The 17612-nt window shown below is 33.4% G+C and carries 16 protein-coding genes; 6 read left to right on the forward strand and 10 right to left on the reverse strand.

Going from position 1 to position 17612, the window contains the following annotated elements:
• Positions 1-3 precede the first annotated feature (3 nt).
• Positions 4-2760, forward strand: a complete 2757-nt coding sequence (locus ABEB18_RS11030; protein WP_348799366.1) for an AsmA family protein — start codon at positions 4-6, stop codon at positions 2758-2760.
• Between the two features lie 37 nt (positions 2761-2797).
• Here ABEB18_RS11030 and ABEB18_RS11035 read toward each other — a convergent pair whose 3' ends face one another.
• The 8 genes from ABEB18_RS11035 to ABEB18_RS11070 all read right to left on the reverse strand — a co-directional run bounded on the left by ABEB18_RS11035 (position 2798) and on the right by ABEB18_RS11070 (position 10112).
• On the reverse strand, positions 2798-3394 hold the full coding sequence (locus tag ABEB18_RS11035; protein WP_348799367.1) for a hypothetical protein: 597 nt from the start codon (positions 3392-3394) through the stop codon (positions 2798-2800).
• 124 nt (positions 3395-3518) lie between these two features.
• Positions 3519-4745, reverse strand: a complete 1227-nt coding sequence (locus ABEB18_RS11040; RefSeq protein WP_348799368.1) for a bifunctional folylpolyglutamate synthase/dihydrofolate synthase — start codon at positions 4743-4745, stop codon at positions 3519-3521.
• 59 nt (positions 4746-4804) lie between these two features.
• On the reverse strand, positions 4805-5602 hold the full coding sequence (locus tag ABEB18_RS11045; RefSeq protein WP_348799369.1) for an energy transducer TonB: 798 nt from the start codon (positions 5600-5602) through the stop codon (positions 4805-4807).
• 24 nt (positions 5603-5626) lie between these two features.
• Positions 5627-6019, reverse strand: a complete 393-nt coding sequence (locus ABEB18_RS11050; protein ID WP_348799370.1) for an ExbD/TolR family protein — start codon at positions 6017-6019, stop codon at positions 5627-5629.
• Positions 6020-6021: 2 nt separating this feature from the next.
• Positions 6022-6726, reverse strand: coding sequence for a MotA/TolQ/ExbB proton channel family protein (locus ABEB18_RS11055; RefSeq protein ID WP_348799371.1), 705 nt, complete (start codon positions 6724-6726; stop codon positions 6022-6024).
• A 118-nt stretch (positions 6727-6844) separates the two neighbouring features.
• Positions 6845-8071, reverse strand: coding sequence for a Glu/Leu/Phe/Val dehydrogenase dimerization domain-containing protein (locus ABEB18_RS11060; RefSeq protein WP_348799372.1), 1227 nt, complete (start codon positions 8069-8071; stop codon positions 6845-6847).
• Between the two features lie 192 nt (positions 8072-8263).
• Positions 8264-8851, reverse strand: a complete 588-nt coding sequence (locus ABEB18_RS11065) for a chalcone isomerase family protein (RefSeq protein ID WP_348799373.1) — start codon at positions 8849-8851, stop codon at positions 8264-8266.
• A 175-nt stretch (positions 8852-9026) separates the two neighbouring features.
• Positions 9027-10112 (reverse strand): anhydro-N-acetylmuramic acid kinase, encoded by a 1086-nt coding sequence (locus ABEB18_RS11070; protein WP_348799374.1) that lies wholly within the window; start codon positions 10110-10112, stop codon positions 9027-9029.
• Positions 10113-10209: 97 nt separating this feature from the next.
• On the opposite strand from ABEB18_RS11070, the gene ABEB18_RS11075 reads away from it, so the two are divergent.
• From ABEB18_RS11075 to ABEB18_RS11095, 5 genes are all read left to right on the forward strand, one after another.
• Positions 10210-11349, forward strand: a complete 1140-nt coding sequence (locus tag ABEB18_RS11075; RefSeq protein ID WP_348799375.1) for an acyl-CoA dehydrogenase — start codon at positions 10210-10212, stop codon at positions 11347-11349.
• Between the two features lie 133 nt (positions 11350-11482).
• Positions 11483-12121, forward strand: a complete 639-nt coding sequence (locus ABEB18_RS11080) for a hypothetical protein (RefSeq protein ID WP_348799376.1) — start codon at positions 11483-11485, stop codon at positions 12119-12121.
• Positions 12122-12268: 147 nt separating this feature from the next.
• A complete protein-coding gene (locus ABEB18_RS11085) occupies positions 12269-12946 on the forward strand; it encodes an SDR family NAD(P)-dependent oxidoreductase (protein WP_348799377.1) in 678 nt (225 codons plus the stop codon).
• A gap of 49 nt (positions 12947-12995) precedes the next feature.
• A complete protein-coding gene (locus tag ABEB18_RS11090) occupies positions 12996-13595 on the forward strand; it encodes a SprT-like domain-containing protein (RefSeq protein ID WP_348799378.1) in 600 nt (199 codons plus the stop codon).
• 42 nt (positions 13596-13637) lie between these two features.
• Positions 13638-14693 carry a mannose-1-phosphate guanylyltransferase gene (locus tag ABEB18_RS11095; RefSeq protein ID WP_348799379.1) on the forward strand — a complete coding sequence of 352 codons (1056 nt, stop codon included), beginning with the start codon at positions 13638-13640 and terminating at the stop codon, positions 14691-14693.
• Positions 14694-14758: 65 nt separating this feature from the next.
• Here ABEB18_RS11095 and ABEB18_RS11100 read toward each other — a convergent pair whose 3' ends face one another.
• The gene (locus tag ABEB18_RS11100; RefSeq protein ID WP_348799380.1) at positions 14759-16786 is read right to left on the reverse strand and encodes a M3 family metallopeptidase; all 2028 of its coding nucleotides are present in this window, start codon (positions 16784-16786) and stop codon (positions 14759-14761) included.
• 282 nt (positions 16787-17068) lie between these two features.
• The gene (gene purE, locus ABEB18_RS11105; RefSeq protein ID WP_348799381.1) at positions 17069-17554 is read right to left on the reverse strand and encodes a 5-(carboxyamino)imidazole ribonucleotide mutase; all 486 of its coding nucleotides are present in this window, start codon (positions 17552-17554) and stop codon (positions 17069-17071) included.
• Positions 17555-17612: the final 58 nt, after the last annotated feature.

The following is a 17612-nucleotide window of genomic DNA, read 5'->3' on the forward strand; positions in this document are numbered from 1 at the left end:
CATATGAAAACAGCAAACTATAAAGTAATAGGTATTAAAATTTTAAAATATACTGGTATTACTCTTGCGACACTATTGGCATTGATGTTTATAACGCCAATGATTTTTGCCGATAAAATAAAAGAAGAAGTCAAAAAAACGGCGAATAAACATCTAAACGGCGAATTAAATTATACCGATGCTGATGTTTCTTTTTTTACGCATTTTCCTTCGCTAACATTGACTTTAACTAAATTCAATTTGAATGGGTCTGTTCCTTTTCAAAATGAAAAATTAGTAAGCGCCGATGAAGTTGCCTTAGGAATCAATTTAAGCAGTCTTATTTTTGGAGAAAACATAAAGATTGATCAAATTTTTCTTTCTAATTCTTTGATAAATATAAAAGTCAATAAAAACGGAGAAGCTAATTATAATGTTTACAAATCGGAAGAAACAGCTCCCACTGATAAAGAAGAATCGGATACAGGTTTGAAATTAGAAAAAATTCAAATCACCAATAGCAAACTGGTTTATGATGACCAATCGACCAAAGTGAATGTCGATGCCACTGGTTTCAATTATCTAGGAAGTGGTGACTTAAGCCAAGCTATATTCGAGTTGCATTCGAAAGCCAAAATTAGTAAGCTGAATATCATTTATGAAAATGAACCCTACTTAATGAATAAAAAAGTAGATGGAGATTTGATTACTAAAATTAATACCAATTCATTGTCTTTTGTTTTTGAGCAAAACGACTTGTCAATCAATAATCTTTTGGTCGATTTTAAAGGGAAATTTGATTTCTTGAAAGATGGATATAATATCGATTTTATCATAAAATCAAACAAAAGTAATCTTCATGATCTTTTTACTGCTTTTCCGCCCAAATACATTACTTGGTTGAAAGACACAGAGCTAAAAGGAAATGTTGATTTGTTGTTTACTCTAAAAGGGAAATATATCGCTTCCCAAAATATGGCACCCGATGCAAATCTAGATTTCAAAGTAAAAGATGGATTTGTAAATTATAAAAAAAGTGCTTTCCCAGTTTCTAATTTAAACATGGATATTTCGGCCAAAGTGCCTTCGTTGAATCCAGATCTGTTAGAACTCGATGCTAGAAATCTTTCTTTGAATGTTGAAAAGAATTATTTGAAAACCAAATTAAAAATGAACGGACTAACAACTCCTGATATTGATATGGTTTTAAATTCTAAAATCGATTTAGAAAAGTTGAATAACGCTTTAGGGATTCCAGATATAGAATTAAAAGGAATGCTTGTAAGCGACTTGAAAGCCAAAGGAAAATACGATCAAAAAAATAAACTTTTCCCAAACGCAAGCGGAACTTTGAATCTTGAAAACGGATTTGTAAAAACACAATATTATCCAAATCCAATTACAAACATCAATATCGATTCTAAAATTAACAATCAAAAAGGAACTTTTGATGGTCTTGAGGTAGTTTTGAAACCAGCTTCTTTTTCATTCGAAGGACAACCTTTTATGGTACAAGCTGATCTGAAAAACTTTGACGATTTAAATTATGATATAAAAGCCAAAGGGACTTTGGATATTAGTAAAATATACAAAGTGTTTTCGCAAAAAGGATTGGATGTAGATGGTTTTATCAAAGCGGATTTGGAATTGAAAGGGATACAAAGTTATGCCGAAAATGGCAATTACAGTAAACTGTATAACAAAGGAACTCTGGAAATCCGAAATATACTAGTCAAAACCGAATATTTGCCTAAATCTCTTTTGATAAAAGAAGGGATCTTCAGATTCAATCAAGATAAAATGTCTTTCAATACTTTTCTAGCTTCTTATGGACAGTCGGATTTTAAATTGAATGGTTATTTGAAAAATGTTTTCAATTTTATTTCTCCTAAAAATGGAACTTTGAGAGGTTCGTTTAAATTGAATTCTCGATTTATTAATATCGATGAGTTTATGTCTAGTACTACAACAACTCCTGTTGCAACTACAACTCCAGTAGATGGAAAAACAGCGCAACCTGTAGCCTCAGAAACAGGTGTGATTTTAATTCCGTCTAATTTGGATTTGCAATTTTATGCCACCGCACATAAAGTTAATTACCAAGGACTTACTTTGCAAGATGGAAAAGGTGCTGTAAAAATGAGAAAAGGTAAATTGCTTATGCAAAATACTGGATTCAATCTTATTGGTTGCAATGTGACCATGAATGCGGCTTATCAGGGACTTACTCCTATGAAAGCTGTTTTTGAATATGATATTAAAGCTACTGATTTTGATATCAAAAGAGCTTATAATGAAATAGCCATGTTCAAAGAAATGGCTAGCGCTGCCGAAAATGCCGAGGGAATAGTATCATTAGATTACAAAATAAAAGGACGGCTAAATCAAGAAATGATGCCTGTTTATCCTTCATTAATGGGTGGAGGAGTTTTGTCTATCAAAGATGTGAAACTAAAAGGGATGAAAATGTTTAATGCCGTTAGTAAAACAACCGATCATGAGTCAATCAAAAACCCTGAATTATCGAAGGTAGATATTAAAACAACTGTCAAAAGTAATATTATTACTATTGAACGTTTCAAATTCAAATTTGCCGGATTTAGACCAAGAATTGAGGGAACTTCTAGTCTTGATGGTCGAATGAATATCAAAATGAGATTAGGATTGCCACCATTAGGAATTATCGGAATTCCGCTTACCGTTACAGGAACCAAAGACAATCCGAAAGTAAAGGTAGGGAAAAAAGGAGAGGATATCGAAGAGACTCAAGACACAGAATAATTTATTAGATCTTAAAAGCTCCCAATTTGGGAGCTTTTTAATTTTGACATTCTATATAAACAGGAGAATCAAAAAAATCTAGAACAGACATATTTCCATTTTGCCCTGATAACTTGTTGTAAGAACGAATTCGGGTCATTAAATTGTCGCAGTCATTAAAGTAAAATTGAATTTTAGAGAAAATTTCTGCCCGAACGTTGATTGATTTTGAGTTTTTTAAGTTGTCAAATTCAAGACCATCCAAAATAGCTCCTTTTTCGTCCAATATATATAAAACATATTTTGTTTTAGAGCTGTCTTCGTCATCATTTGGTATAGTGGTGAAAATTAATGTTTTTGAAATGGATTCTGCAAGAACGAAATAGCCAATAGATTCGTTTAATTTATTTATTTTATAAGTCTTGAATTTGTTTGCCCCTATTAAAACATAGTCAAAATCTTTAAACTTAATTTTGCCATCAATGTCAGAATTAGGGGATTTGTAATAAACCATCTTTTGTCTATTATCAATTTTAAATGAGTTTGGTTTTATGTAAATTTTTGTACCGTCATTTGTAAGTATAAAACTTTCTAAAATAGGCATAGAAAAAGTATTCATGCTAAGAAATAGCATCAAAAAGTAAAATTTTTTCATGAGATGTAGGTTAAATTAATTGGAGTAAAAATAGAGTAAGTCTATTTCTTTCGCGTTAATAAACCATGAACCTTAAATCAATAAAACGGCTAGTAAATGTTAAAAACTGATATTATTTTATCATTTAATTTAGGGGTAATTCAGCTACTACAAAGGTGCTTCCGCCAGCATAAATGAAGTCTTCTTTAGTAGCATTATTTTTGGCAGTTTCATAAGCTTCTGTTACAGAATTATATGTTTTTCCAATTAATGAAAAGGCTAAAGCTTGTTCTTGTAATAGGGATGCATTTAATCCGCGAGGAATATTGGGTTTGCAAAAATAATAAGTTGCATTTTTAGGGAATAAAGGTAAAACTTGGGTTAGTTCTTTATCATTAACCACTCCGAGAACTATATGTAAGTTGCTGAAGGTTTCTTTTTGAATTTGACTTAAAACAATTTCTAGCCCATTTTTGTTATGAGCTGTATCGCAAATGATTTTTGGATTTTCGCCCAATTGTTGCCATCGTCCTAATAATCCTGTGTTTTTTACAACATGAAGTAACCCAACTCTAATGTTTTCGTCACTGATTTTAAAATTGGTTTGCTCGTTTAGGATTTTAAAAGTTTGAATAACGGTTTTTTTGTTATGAATTTGATAGTCTCCAATCAAATCAGATGGTTGTGTTTCCGAAATCAAATCGGAAGCAAAATAAATATCGGCATTGTTTTCTTTGGCTTTTGCCAAAAAAACCAATTGGGTTTCAGGAGTGTATTCGCCTATAACTACGGGAATTTTGGGTTTGATAATTCCAGCTTTTTCTGTTGCTATCGAGGTCAAGGTATTTCCTAGAAATTGTACATGATCGAAACCAATATTGGTAATAACCGAAACTAAGGGAGTGATGATGTTGGTTGCGTCTAATCTTCCACCAAGACCTACTTCAATAATGGCAATATCGACCTTTTCTTTTGCAAAATAATCAAAAGCGAGTCCAACTGTCATTTCAAAGAAACTCATGTCATTGGCTTCAAAAAACAATTTGTGTTGCGCAATGAAATTACAAACAAATTCTTCCGAAATTTCTTTTCCATTAATTTTGATTCGCTCTCTAAAATCTTTTAAATGTGGCGAAGTATATAGACCAACTTTATATCCAGCTTCTTGCAAAACAGCTGCGAGCATGTGCGATGTAGAACCCTTTCCGTTGGTTCCAGCAACATGAATACATTGTAGTTTTTGGTGGGGGTTATCAAGATGATTTGCTAATATAGTAATATTGGTTAAATCTGTTTTATAAGCCGAAGCTCCCTGTAATTGATACATTGGGAGTTGGTTAAACATCCAATTAGTGGTTTCTTGATAATTCATAAAGTCTATAAATAATAAAAACTCAAAGATACTTGAGTTTTTATTATTTTGAGGTATGATTATTCGCCTAATTTAAAATTGACGATGATAAAGCCTGTTTGCGTTTCAGGCGCATTTGAGTCGGGTTGCCATTTGTATTTTTTGGCAGTTGCGATTGCAGGCTCAACAAGACAAGGATTGGTATTGGTGGTTCCTTTTGTGTATTTTGCCGCAATTACATTTCCGTTTCGGTTTACTGTAATTTGTACGACAACGGTTCCGAACTCGTTACATTTTTGAACTTCTTTTCCAGTTGCGCTTAGTTTACGACCGTTTAATCCCCAGCCTCGTCCACCGCCACTACCACCGCCAGAGCCGTAATAGCTATTGGCATACGGATCGCCTTTTGGGTCACCTTTGTCTCCGGCAAGGTTGTCATTTCCTTCACCACCAGTAGCTTTCCCATTAGATTTTGGAGCGTTTATAAGACTCGAAAGTGCATCGGTGGTGCTTTTGGAAGGTTTAGGAGTTTCGACTGTTTTTGGTTTTACTTCTTCTTTGGAAGTTTGCTGAGTTGGTTTTGTTTTTTTGGTTTCTTTCATGACCACCGCTTCTTCTATATCTTGAGATATTACTTCTTCATCACTTGAAGTTGTTGGTTGTGACGGAGCTTGTTGAGGTGATGATTGGATAGTCTCAGTAGGTTGGATATCTCCAGAACCAACTTCGGTTGTGCCAAAATTAATGGCGATACCATTTTCTGGCGGAGGATCCATATAAGTTAAGCCTAAATAGAAAAACAATAAAAACATGATTACAAACAAAATACTTGTAATGGCAAATGATTTTTTTTCTTCTTCTGTTTCTAAATATTTCATAACGAATAGTTCTTATGTATAAAATTATTTAGGTCTAACAGCTAAAACCACTTTGATTTGATTACGGTTTGCGATATCCAAAACGCTTACAGCTTTTTCTATAGGAACACCTTCTTCTGCTCTCAAAATGATGGCTTTGGTTTTATCGGTTCCAAAAATCGAAAGTAATTTAGGTTCTAATTCGGTTTCCGAAATCTTTTCTTTATCGATGTAAAATTGTAAATTTTTATCTATACTAACTGCTATATTTTTGTTGCTATCGGTTTTGCCTTTTGCTTTTGGTAATACTAAATCTAAGGCATTGGTGGTTACCATTGTCGATGTAAGCATGAAAAATATCAATAACAAGAACACAATATCAGTCATAGAGGACATATTGAATTCTGGAGTAACTTTATTTCTTCCTCTTAGATTCATAATTAGGATGGGTCATTTAATAAATCTAGAAAATCAACAGCATTGGCTTCCATCATGTGAACTACTTTGTCTGTTTTGACCACCAGGTGATTGTAGCCCACATAAGCAATAATTCCTACTACAAGACCCACAACTGTTGTGGTCATTGCGGTATAAATTCCTTCAGACAAGGCACCAACTTCAATTTGACCTCCTGAATTTGCCATTTTATGAAAAGCCATAATCATTCCCACTACGGTTCCAAGAAATCCAGTCATTGGTCCAGCACCCGAAATTGTGGCAAGCATGCTTACATTTTTTTCTAGTTTGTAAATTTCTAATTTTCCTGCGTTTTCAATAGCAATATTAATGTCGTCTAATGGTTTCCCAATTCTAGAAATTCCTTTTTCGATTAATCGTGCTACTGGAGATTGAGTTTGAGCACAAAGCATTTTGGCGTTATCAATGCGTCCGTTACGAATATTATCGCGAATTTGGTTCATGAAGTTGCTGTCTATTTGGGCAGCTTTTTTGATTGCCATCAGACGTTCAAAATACAAATAAAGGGCAACGAAAAACATTAGAAATAAGGAAAGCATTATGAGCTGACCAGATAATCCTCCGCTTGTTAGAAGTTCAATAATAGATAATGTTTTTTCAACAGGCTCGGCATTGGCCATTGTTTCTTTGGCAACAGATAGACTATCTGTTTGAAGTTGTAAACTCATATAAATTTGTCTTTTTATTGAAACGCTAATATATTACAAAAATTGTTAGTTTTTCGGCAAATTCAGGAAAGTCGGAACTTGTTAAGAAAAAATTAGCGTTTCAATAAAAGACTGTTTTTTATACTAATTGCTTCAGGGCAATTTCAAAAGAAGTTGCACTGATATTGGTTTTAGAAGGATTTAAAGTGTATGCTTTTTCGATAGCCTTTTTGATGGTTTCTGAAGTGTCTTGAAAAATGGCTTCATCGGTCATTTGTACTTTCTTTTCCATAAAATAAGCAAAAACTCTTGCCATTCCGCAGTTTGAAATAAAATCAGGAATCAAACTTACTTTGTGATCTACTGCTTCCATAATAGAACCAAAGAAAATTTCTTTGTCTGCAAACGGAACATTAGCTCCGCACGAAATTACCTCAAGTCCATTAGTAATAAGGCTGTCAATTTGGGTTTGAGTTACCAATCTTGAAGCTGCACAAGGAGTGAAAATTTCGGCACCAATAGTCCATATTTTTTGGTTGATTTCGTCAAAAGGAATCATATTTTCGGCAACCAATTTGTTTCCGTCTTTTGCAAGGAATAATGTTTTTATTTCTTCAAATGTAAAACCATTTTCATTGATTAATCCTCCATCTCTATCGATGATACCAATGATTTTAGCACCCAATTCTGCTAAATAAAATGCAGCTGCCGATCCTACATTTCCAAAACCTTGTACAATGGCTTTTTTGCCGTTTATAGATCCTCCATAAGTATTGTAAAAATGATGAACTGCTTCGGCAACACCATAACCAGTAATCATGTCGGCAACGGTATATTTTCTAGTCACATCTGGAGAGAATTTCGGGTTTTCGATTACTTTGATAACTCCTTGACGTAATTGTCCGATTCTATTGATTTTATCCGCTTCGGTTGGTTTAAAATGTCCGTTAAAAACGCCTTCTTGCGGATGCCAAACACCGCACTCTTCGGTCATTGGAATTACCTCGTGAATTTCATCTACATTCAAATCCCCACCTGTTCCGTAATAGCTTTTTAATAGAGGAGAAACCGCTTTGTACCAACGTTGTAAAACTCCTTTTTTGCGAGGGTCATTAGGATCAAAATTAATTCCAGATTTGGCGCCACCAATTGCTGGTCCAGAAACCGAAAACTTTACCTCCATGGTTTTTGCTAAAGATAAAACTTCATTCATGTCTAGCCCTTTTCTCATTCGAGTCCCTCCACCAGCAGCACCTCCTCTAAGTGAGTTGATTACAGTCCAGCCTTCGGCTTCGGTTTCTGAATCTTTCCAATTAAAAATGATTTCAGGTGATTTATTTTCAAATTTCTTTAGCAAATCTTTCATATTCTTGTGATATATTTATTTTTCACAAATATAAAAGCTTTTGTGAAAAATAAATATTTGTAGGTTTTAATTTATTTATAAAAAAAGTGCTTTTGAATCTTTGGATAGATTGCAAAAGCACTAATAAACTTGGGGTTCTTTGAACTAATAATTAGATTTTCAATTACTCCGTTAGGATTTTTTTTAAGTGTTTTAAAAAATACCTAATAAATTATTTTTTAAATCTTCATCAACTGGTTTATCACCTAGCCAAATTCCGAAGAAAACTTTTTTGAAATCAAATCCAGGAATTTTTCCTTTAAGTTGTTTGTTTTTGATAATCCACAACGAACTGTCTTTGGGGGAGTAAGTCAATTCAAAAACGTCTCCTTTGGTGATATCATCTGCTAAGAAACCTTTTAACAACTCCATTCTAGGTTTGAACTTTTCAAAATCTGCACCTGCTGATTTTTCAAAACCTGCATGTATTGCTCTTGTTAATTTTCCTGATGAAACCAATGCAGATGTAATTTCAATTCGGATAGACATTTCTAAATTGTCATTAATGATTTCTTTGGCGTTTTGGGATAACGGATTTAAATATAGAGCTTGAATATAAACTTCAACCCACATTTTAGATCTAGAACCTGCACCATTAAGTTGTAGTGTTTTGTTCTCAAACGTCATGGTTCTAGGAAGAGTTACTCCTTCGACTACAATTTGTTTTTGTGCATTTATTTCTGAAACGAATAGAGAAGAAATTATAAAAGTTAATCCTAATAGTATTCTTTTGGCAATCATAGTAGTTTTTATTTTTCGCGCAAAAATAGTTCTAAATTATTACAAATGACTTGTTAATAAGGCTTTATTTTGTTAAAAATTCAAATTATAACGTTTTCGCGAGTATTTAATGAATTTTTCTTAAAAGCATTGGTAAATAATAACTTACTTCTGTAGAATGAAAATACACAGTTTTTTAAATGTTATAAATAACTCCAGAACTATGATCGTGAATGGCTCCAGTAACACTTTGTAGAGCATTAACTTCTCCACGCATTTTTAAAACACCTAATAAGCCAAAAATTAAAGCTTCTTTGTATTCTAAAATTTTTCGGGATGGAATTATAATTTTCATTTCGGGTAAATGATATTGCATTCTTTCAATAAGAAAATCATTATAAGCACCGCCGCCAGTAACAAACATGCTTTGCTTTTTGTCTTGTGATTTTTCAAAATTATTCAAAGCGATTGCAATTTGAAAGGCAATATGTTCGGTATAAGTGTGTAATTTATCTTCAATAGAAATTGGATAACTCTGGATTATTGGTAGCACAATTTCTTTTACAAATTCAAAGCCTAATGATTTTGGCGGAGCTTTTTTGTAAAAGTCTAAAGCATTCAATTCGTTCAAAAGATTGTGGTTTAGTATGCCAGTTTTAGAAATTTGTCCTTTGTTGTCATATTCTTTGCCTAGAAGATTGGCATAAAAATTTAAAACAGTATTAACAGCAGAGATATCAAATGCAATTCTGATGTTATTTCTTTCGAATGAAACGTTCGAAAAACCACCTAAATTCATACAATACTCGTATTCTGAAAATAATATTCGATCTCCAATAGGAACCAATGGAGCTCCTTGGCCGCCCAATGCAACATCTTGAACTCGGAAGTTGCAAATAACTTTTTGTTGTGTCAAGACTGCTATTTCTGGTAAATTTCCTATTTGAAGCGTAAAACCATTATGAGGTTGATGCAATATTGTGTGACCATGAGAACAAATTGCATCTACGTTTTCAAGAGTGTATTTGTTTATGAAATTAACTATAATCGAAGAAAGCAATTCAGTATAATTTTTATTTAATTCTGAAAGTTGATTCTCGGAATAATCGACTGCAGTTTTTAAGATGGAAATCCAATCGGAACTGTACGGAACAGTTTCGCATTCTAGGATTTCAAACGACCATTTTTGATTTTTTATGTGGAATTGAATATGAGCCAAATCGACTCCATCCAGCGAAGTTCCTGACATCACTCCGATAACGTTATAGTAATCTTTTTTCATAGGTCAAATTTACAATTCAAAATTGAAAATTGTATATTTAAAAAATTATCTTTGAGAATATTTTTATAACAAAAAACAATCTTTATTTTAAATTATTATGAATTTTAATCTTACCGAAGAGCATTTAATGATACAACAAGCAGCCAGAGATTTTGCTCAAACTGAATTGTTGGATGGGGTTATTGAAAGAGATGAACACTCTAAATTTCCTGCCGAGCAAGTCAAAAAAATGGCTGAACTTGGTTTTTTAGGAATGATGGTCGATCCCAAATATGGAGGTTCTGGGCTGGATAGTGTTTCGTATGTATTGGCTCTAACCGAGATTGCAAAAGTAGATGCATCGGCAGCCGTTATTATGTCTGTAAATAATTCTTTGGTTTGTGCAGGATTAGAAAAATATTGTAACGAAGAACAAAAAATGAAATATCTCGTTCCGCTTGCCAAAGGTGATGTGATTGGAGCATTTTGTTTGTCAGAACCAGAAGCTGGTTCTGATGCTACTTCTCAAAAAACAACGGCCATCGATAAAGGAGATTATTACTTATTAAATGGTACCAAAAATTGGATAACAAACGGAGGTACTGCATCGACTTATATAGTGATGGCTCAAACCGATATTGAAAAAGGTCATAAAGGAATTAATGCTTTTATTGTCGAAAAAAGTTGGGCTGGATTTGATATTGGTCCCAAAGAGAAAAAAATGGGGATTCGTGGTTCGGACACACATTCCTTGATGTTTAATGATGTGAAAGTGCCAAAAGAAAATAGAATTGGTGCAGATGGTTTCGGATTTAATTTTGCTATGGAAGTTTTAAATGGAGGCCGAATTGGTATTGCCTCTCAGGCTTTAGGAATTGCAACGGGTGCTTATGAATTGGCTTTGAAATATTCGCAAGAGCGTAAAGCTTTTGGGAAAGAAATTTTCAAGCATCAAGCAATTGCTTTTAAACTTGCTGATATGGCTACTCAAATTACGGCAGCTAGATTGTTGTGTTTGAGTGCTGCTTCGCAAAAAGATGAAGGTAAAGATATTTCGCAATCTGGTGCTATGGCCAAATTATTTGCATCTCAAACAGCAATGGATGTGACAATTGAAGCGGTTCAAATTCATGGGGGTAACGGTTATGTAGCGGAATATCATGTGGAGCGTATGATGCGAGATGCCAAAATCACACAGATTTATGAAGGTACATCCGAAATTCAGCGTATTGTGATTTCAAGAACTTTAATAGCATAATGGATTGCAACATCCAAGATTCATGTCGAATTTTGAAATTCAATTCTAAAGTAAATCCAAATTTGAATTTTCGAGTTTGGATTTTTTTAATTTCAGTTTTGCCTTAGTACCTTGGCTGTTTAATTTTCTTAAAATGAAATTGCTTAAAAATATAAGTATTGGTTTTATTATCAGTTTTTTAGGTTCATTACCACTGAGCTATCTGAATATTGTTGGCGTCGAAATTTTGTCTGAGTTGGGGTTTTATGAGTTGATTTCGTATTTGTTTGGGATAATTATCGTTCAAACCGTTGTGGTTTATGTTACAGTAGCTTTTGCCAATCAGTTGATTGATAATAAGAAATTAATGAAAGCCATCGATTTTTTGGCTATAGTTTTTCTATTGGTATTGGCTTATTTGTTTTATGCCTATTCAGGACAGACCTTCAAAGAACGAGATTATTTGAAACATTATGTTCAGTATTCTCCAATTGTTATCGGAATGGTTTTGTGTGCATTGAATTTTCTTCAAATTCCCTTTTGGATCGGATGGAATTTGTATTTAATGAATGCTAAATATATTTTTCTGAAGCCTAAGTTGAAGCACTTTTATGTATTGGGAACAGCATTGGGAACTTTTTTTGGGATACTTTTAGCAGTAGAGACTTTGGAGTCATTATCACATCAATCCTTTTCTTTTTCAAAATATATCATGCCAATAGGAATTCCGTTATTCTTTATTGTTTTGGCGATTTTCCAGACTTTTAAGGTTTATAAAAAACACATTAGATAATTTGTAATCAAAATGGGATTAAATGCCTGAACAAAATAGCAGTTGTTTTTTATATAAATTAAAAAGGCAAAACTAATTTGTATGCATTTACAGAATATCATTTTTTTTAAATTATAGTTTTTTAACCGATTTGATTATTTTTGCGATATGAAAAATATTATTGTAACCGGTACGAGTAGGGGAATAGGTTTTGAATTGGCAATGCAATTTGCAAACGCTGGACATCAAGTGTTAGCTTTGTCAAGAAATAGCCATCCCGAATTACTTGCTCATAAAAATATTACTTTCCTTCCTGTAGATTTGGCTAGTGAAACCGAACTACAATCTGTTTCAGATTTTTTGGCTAAGACTTGGCAGAAAATTGATGCTATTGTTCATAATGCAGGAAGTTTACTATTGAAACCTTTTGTAGAAACGACACAAGAAGATTTTGAAAGCATTTACCGCGTGAATGTTTTTGGAATGGCAAATTTGACCCGTATTGGATTACCTTATTTGCAAAAAGGAAGTCATGTAGTTACGATAAGTTCTATAGGAGGTGTACAAGGAAGTTTAAAATTTGCAGGTTTAGCAGCTTACAGTTCAAGTAAAGGAGCGGTAATTACATTGTCCGAATTGTTAGCCGAAGAGTATAAAGAAAGAGGGATATCCTTTAATGTTTTGGCTCTAGGTTCTGTGCAAACCGAAATGTTGCAAGAAGCTTTTCCTGGTTATCAAGCACCACTTTCGGCAGATGAAATGGCTAATTATATTTTTGATTTTACACTTACTGGAAATAAGTATTTTAACGGTAAAGTACTATCGGTTTCCTCTACCAATCCTTAATGTTTTTAGAGTAAAAAAAAAAATTGGAGTAACAAATATCTGAAATTAATTGTCCGAGACACTTCTTAAATATTTGCCCGAGCATGCTGTAAAGCCAGTTTTTGATTTGATTGTTTCTAATCAAGTACATCTTAAAATTGTCAATGAAAGACAAACAAGACACGGTGATTACAGAAAAGGGCTAAGCGGGAAACATGAAATTACAGTTAATGCCAGTCTTAATCAGTATAGGTTTTTGATTACTTTAATTCATGAGATTTCCCATTTGGTTGCCTTTGAAAAATTTGGGCGAAACATAAAACCCCACGGCAATGAATGGAAATTCACTTTTCAAAGAATGATGATTCCATTTATTCGCCCCGAAATTTTTCCAAATCACTTATTACCTTTGTTAGCGAGGCATTTCAAGAATCCTTCGGCTAGTAGTGATACAGATACAACATTGGCATTGGCTTTAAAACAGTATGACAAGCCTAATGATAAAAATTATGTTTTCGAGATTCCTTACGGAAGTGTTTTTCGAATTTCGAATGGTAAAATATTTAAGAAAATTGCCGTTAGAACTAAACGGTATGAATGTTTAGAGATAAGTTCTGGTCGATTGTATTTGTTTAATCCAAATGCAGAAGTAGAACTATTAACAAATTAAATAGCTCGCTGTAGCTAATTAAAAAAGAATATATTTTTTAAAATGAATACAAATTACTACGCAATATTAATGGCTGGTGGAATAGGTTCAAGATTTTGGCCTGTAAGCACCAAAGAATTCCCAAAACAATTTCATGATATGTTAGGGTCTGGTGAAACGTTGCTTCAAAAAACGTTTAGCCGATTATCTCAAATTATTCCAAAAGAGAATATCTTGATTTTAACTCATGAGAGTTATAATAGTTTGATTTTAGAGCAATTACCAATGATTAATCAAGGTCAAATTGTTTTAGAACCAGCTATGCGAAATACGGCTCCTTGTATTTTATATGCTTCTTTAAAAATAAAAAAACTCAATCCAAATGCAGTAGTAGTCGTTGCACCAAGTGATCACTGGATTGAAGATGAAATGCAGTTTGTGGCCAATTTGCAGAGATCTTTTGATTTATGCGAAAGAGAAGATTCGCTGATGACATTGGGAATTTTACCCACATCACCTAATACAGGTTATGGATATATTGAGTTTGATAAACTAGATAGTCGTTCTATCAAGAAAGTGGTTCAATTTCAAGAAAAACCAGATTCTAAAACCGCAAGACGTTTTATTCAAAGTAGAAATTATTTGTGGAATGCCGGGATTTTTATTTGGAGTGTACAATCGGTTTTGAAATCTTTTGAAGAATTTCAGCCAGAAATGTTTACTCTTTTTATGAATGGATTTGAAGTTTACAATTCGGATAAAGAACAAGCATTTATTTTAGAAAATTATCCTAAGTCAGAGAATATTTCTATAGATTATGCCATTATGGAAAAAGCCAAAAATGTGTATGTTCTTCCAGCAACTTTTGATTGGAATGATCTTGGAACTTGGGGATCATTACACGAGAAATTACCAAAAGATGATAACAATAATGCAGTTGTAAACGCCTCAGTTTTGTTGCAAAACTCTTCTAATAATATCATTAGAACTGGTGTAGGAAAACAAGTAATTGTTGATGGTTTGGATGATTATATTATTGTTGATAAGGATTCTGTGTTGTTGATTTACCCTAAAAGTAAGGAGCAAGAAATAAAGGGTATCGTTTCTCAGTTGAAATAATTAGAGGAAGGGATCTAACTCATCAAAGTAGTAAAAAGGCTGTCTATTGACAGCCTTTTTAAATATTAAATCAATCCAGCGCGTTTTAGCAATGCATCTGGACTTGGTTCTTGCCCTCTAAAACGTTTGTACAATTCCATTGGAGCTTCGGTTCCTCCTTTTGAAAGAATATTGTTTTTGAATTTATCAGCAACTTCTTTATTAAAAATTCCTTTTTCTTGGAAATAAGCAAAAGCATCTGCATCCAGTACTTCTGCCCATTTGTAGCTATAATAACCTGATGAATAACCTCCTTGAAAGATATGAGAAAATGCTGTACTCATTGCGTTTTCTTGTACATCTGGATACAATTGTGTTGAAGCGAATTGTTCTGTTTCGAAAGCTTTTAAATCAGTAATATTGGTAGGGTCTTGTCCGTGCCAAGCCATATCTAGTAGTCCAAAACTTAGCTGACGTACAGTTGCCATTCCTTCAAGGAAACTAGCACTTTCTTTAATTTTTTCAACATATTCTTGAGGGATAACTTCTCCCGTTTGATAATGATGAGCAAATAAAGCCAAAGCTTCTGGTTCGTAACACCAGTTTTCCATAATTTGACTTGGCAATTCTACGAAATCCCAATAAACAGAAGTTCCTGATAAATTGGGATACGTTGTGTTTGCTAAAATTCCGTGTAATCCGTGACCAAATTCATGGAAAAGTGTAGTTACTTCGTTAAATGTCAAAAGAGAAGGTTTAGTCTCTGTTGGTTTTGTAAAATTGCATACATTAGAAATGTGTGGTCTTTCGTTTTTACCATTCTTGATATATTGCGATTTGAATGAAGTCATCCAAGCTCCATTTCGTTTCCCCTTTCTAGGGAAAAAATCAGCATAAAACACAGCGACCAGTTCGTTGTTTTGATTGGTAACTTCGTATGTAGTTACTTCTTCGTGGTATTTGTCGATATCAAAAACCTCTGTAAATTGTAAACCGTACAATTTTCCAGCAATGGTAAAAGCTCCATTTAAAACTTTTTCCAATTGAAAATATGGCTTTAGTTTTTCGTCATCTAGATTGAATAATTTTTGCTTCAATTTTTCTGAATAGTAAGCACCATCCCACTTTTCTAGACGATCAATTCCATCCAAATCTTTTGCAAATTCGGTTAAAGTTGCAAATTCTTTTTCGGCTGCTGGCTTTGCTTTGGCCAATAAATCATTAGAAAAGGCTAGCACTTTATCTGGTGTTTGTGCCATACGTTCTTCAAGAACAAAATGAGCGTGTGTTTTGTATCCTAAAAGATTGGCTCTTTCAAAACGTAGCTTTGCAATTTTTAGGACTATTTTTTGGTTGTCTAATTCATTGTTTTGAAAACCTCTAGACCCAAAAGCTATCGCTAATTTTTTGCGCAGTTCACGATTGTCTGCATAGGTCATAAACGGAATGTAACTTGGGTGGTCTAATGTAAAAATCCAACCTTCTTTTCCTTCGGCTTTCGCCAATGAACTTGCTGCTTCAATCGTGCCTTCTGGTAAGCCTGCTAAGTGGTTGTAATCAGTTAAATGCAATTCAAAAGCATTGGTTTCGGCCAATACATTTTCGCCAAATTGTAAGCTCAATGTTGCTAATTCCTTGTCAATTTCTCTTAAAATATTTTTTTGATCTTCGGCCAAATTAGCTCCGTTTCTTGAGAAACTTTTGTATTGTTTATCGAGTAGCGTAGTTTGCTCTGGATTCAGATTTAATGAATTTTTTTGATCGTAAACAGTCTTAATTCTCGAAAATAAATCAGCATTTAGGGTAATGTCGTTTCCAAATTCGGACAATAGAGGCGAAACTTCTTGAGCGATTTTTTGCATTTCATCACTGGTTTCGGCCGAATTTAAATTAAAAAAGATATTAGAAATTCTGTCCAACGTATCTCCGCTAAAGGATAATGTTTCGATTGTGTTTTCAAATGTTGGATTTTCAGGATTGGTAACGATAGCATCAATTTCGGCTTTTGCCAAAATGATAGCTTCTTGAAAGGCTGGTAAATAATCTTCGTTTTTTATTTTAGAAAAAGGAGCTGTGTCCAGTTTAGTGTCAAATTTCTGAAGTAATATATTCATGATGGAGTGATGTTTTAATTCAAATAAATGATTTTGTTGTTGTTTTGTCGTGGTTCATTCTAAAAAAAATACAGGAAAAAATTGTTAAATTTTCCGCTATTTGTTGTTTTGTCGATTTTTTGTGTACTTTTGTCGGCGAATTAGTTTTTTAGAAAATTAATTTTGCCGAAAACAAAACTCTTTTTGTCCCCAAATCAAAATAGAAATTATATTGATAGTTTTAAATTTCCACAAGTTTAAATCTGCAATATCAAAAAAAAGCTCCACTTTAGGAGCTTTTTTTTATTTGTTTAAATTCTCAGAAGCTTTGTTTACGGCTTCTTTAAGTTCTTCTTTATAACTAATAATTTTTTCTAGAACAGTTTGGTCGGCACTTCCAATAATTTGTGCTGCAAGAATTCCGGCATTTTTAGCTCCGTTTAGAGCTACAGTTGCAACAGGAACTCCGCCTGGCATTTGTAAAATTGAAAGGACAGAATCCCAACCATCAATTGAGTTGCTTGATTTTACAGGAACCCCAATTACAGGAAGTGGGGACATCGAGGCCACCATTCCTGGTAAATGAGCCGCACCACCAGCACCAGCAACAATTACCGAAATACCACGGTTGTGGGCATTTTTACTAAAATCAAATAATTTCTCTGGCGTTCGGTGTGCCGAAACGATATCTACTTCCGTTTCGATTCCGAATTCTTTTAATATGTTGATGGCATCTTGCATAACTGGCATGTCAGAGATGCTTCCCATGATGATGGCTACTTTGCTCATTTTTATTTTTATTTAAAGATTAAATGATTGAAAAATTTAAAAATTAGTGTTCAATCTT

Source organism: Flavobacterium adhaerens (genome assembly GCF_040045115.1).
GTDB classification, from domain to species: domain Bacteria; phylum Bacteroidota; class Bacteroidia; order Flavobacteriales; family Flavobacteriaceae; genus Flavobacterium; species Flavobacterium adhaerens.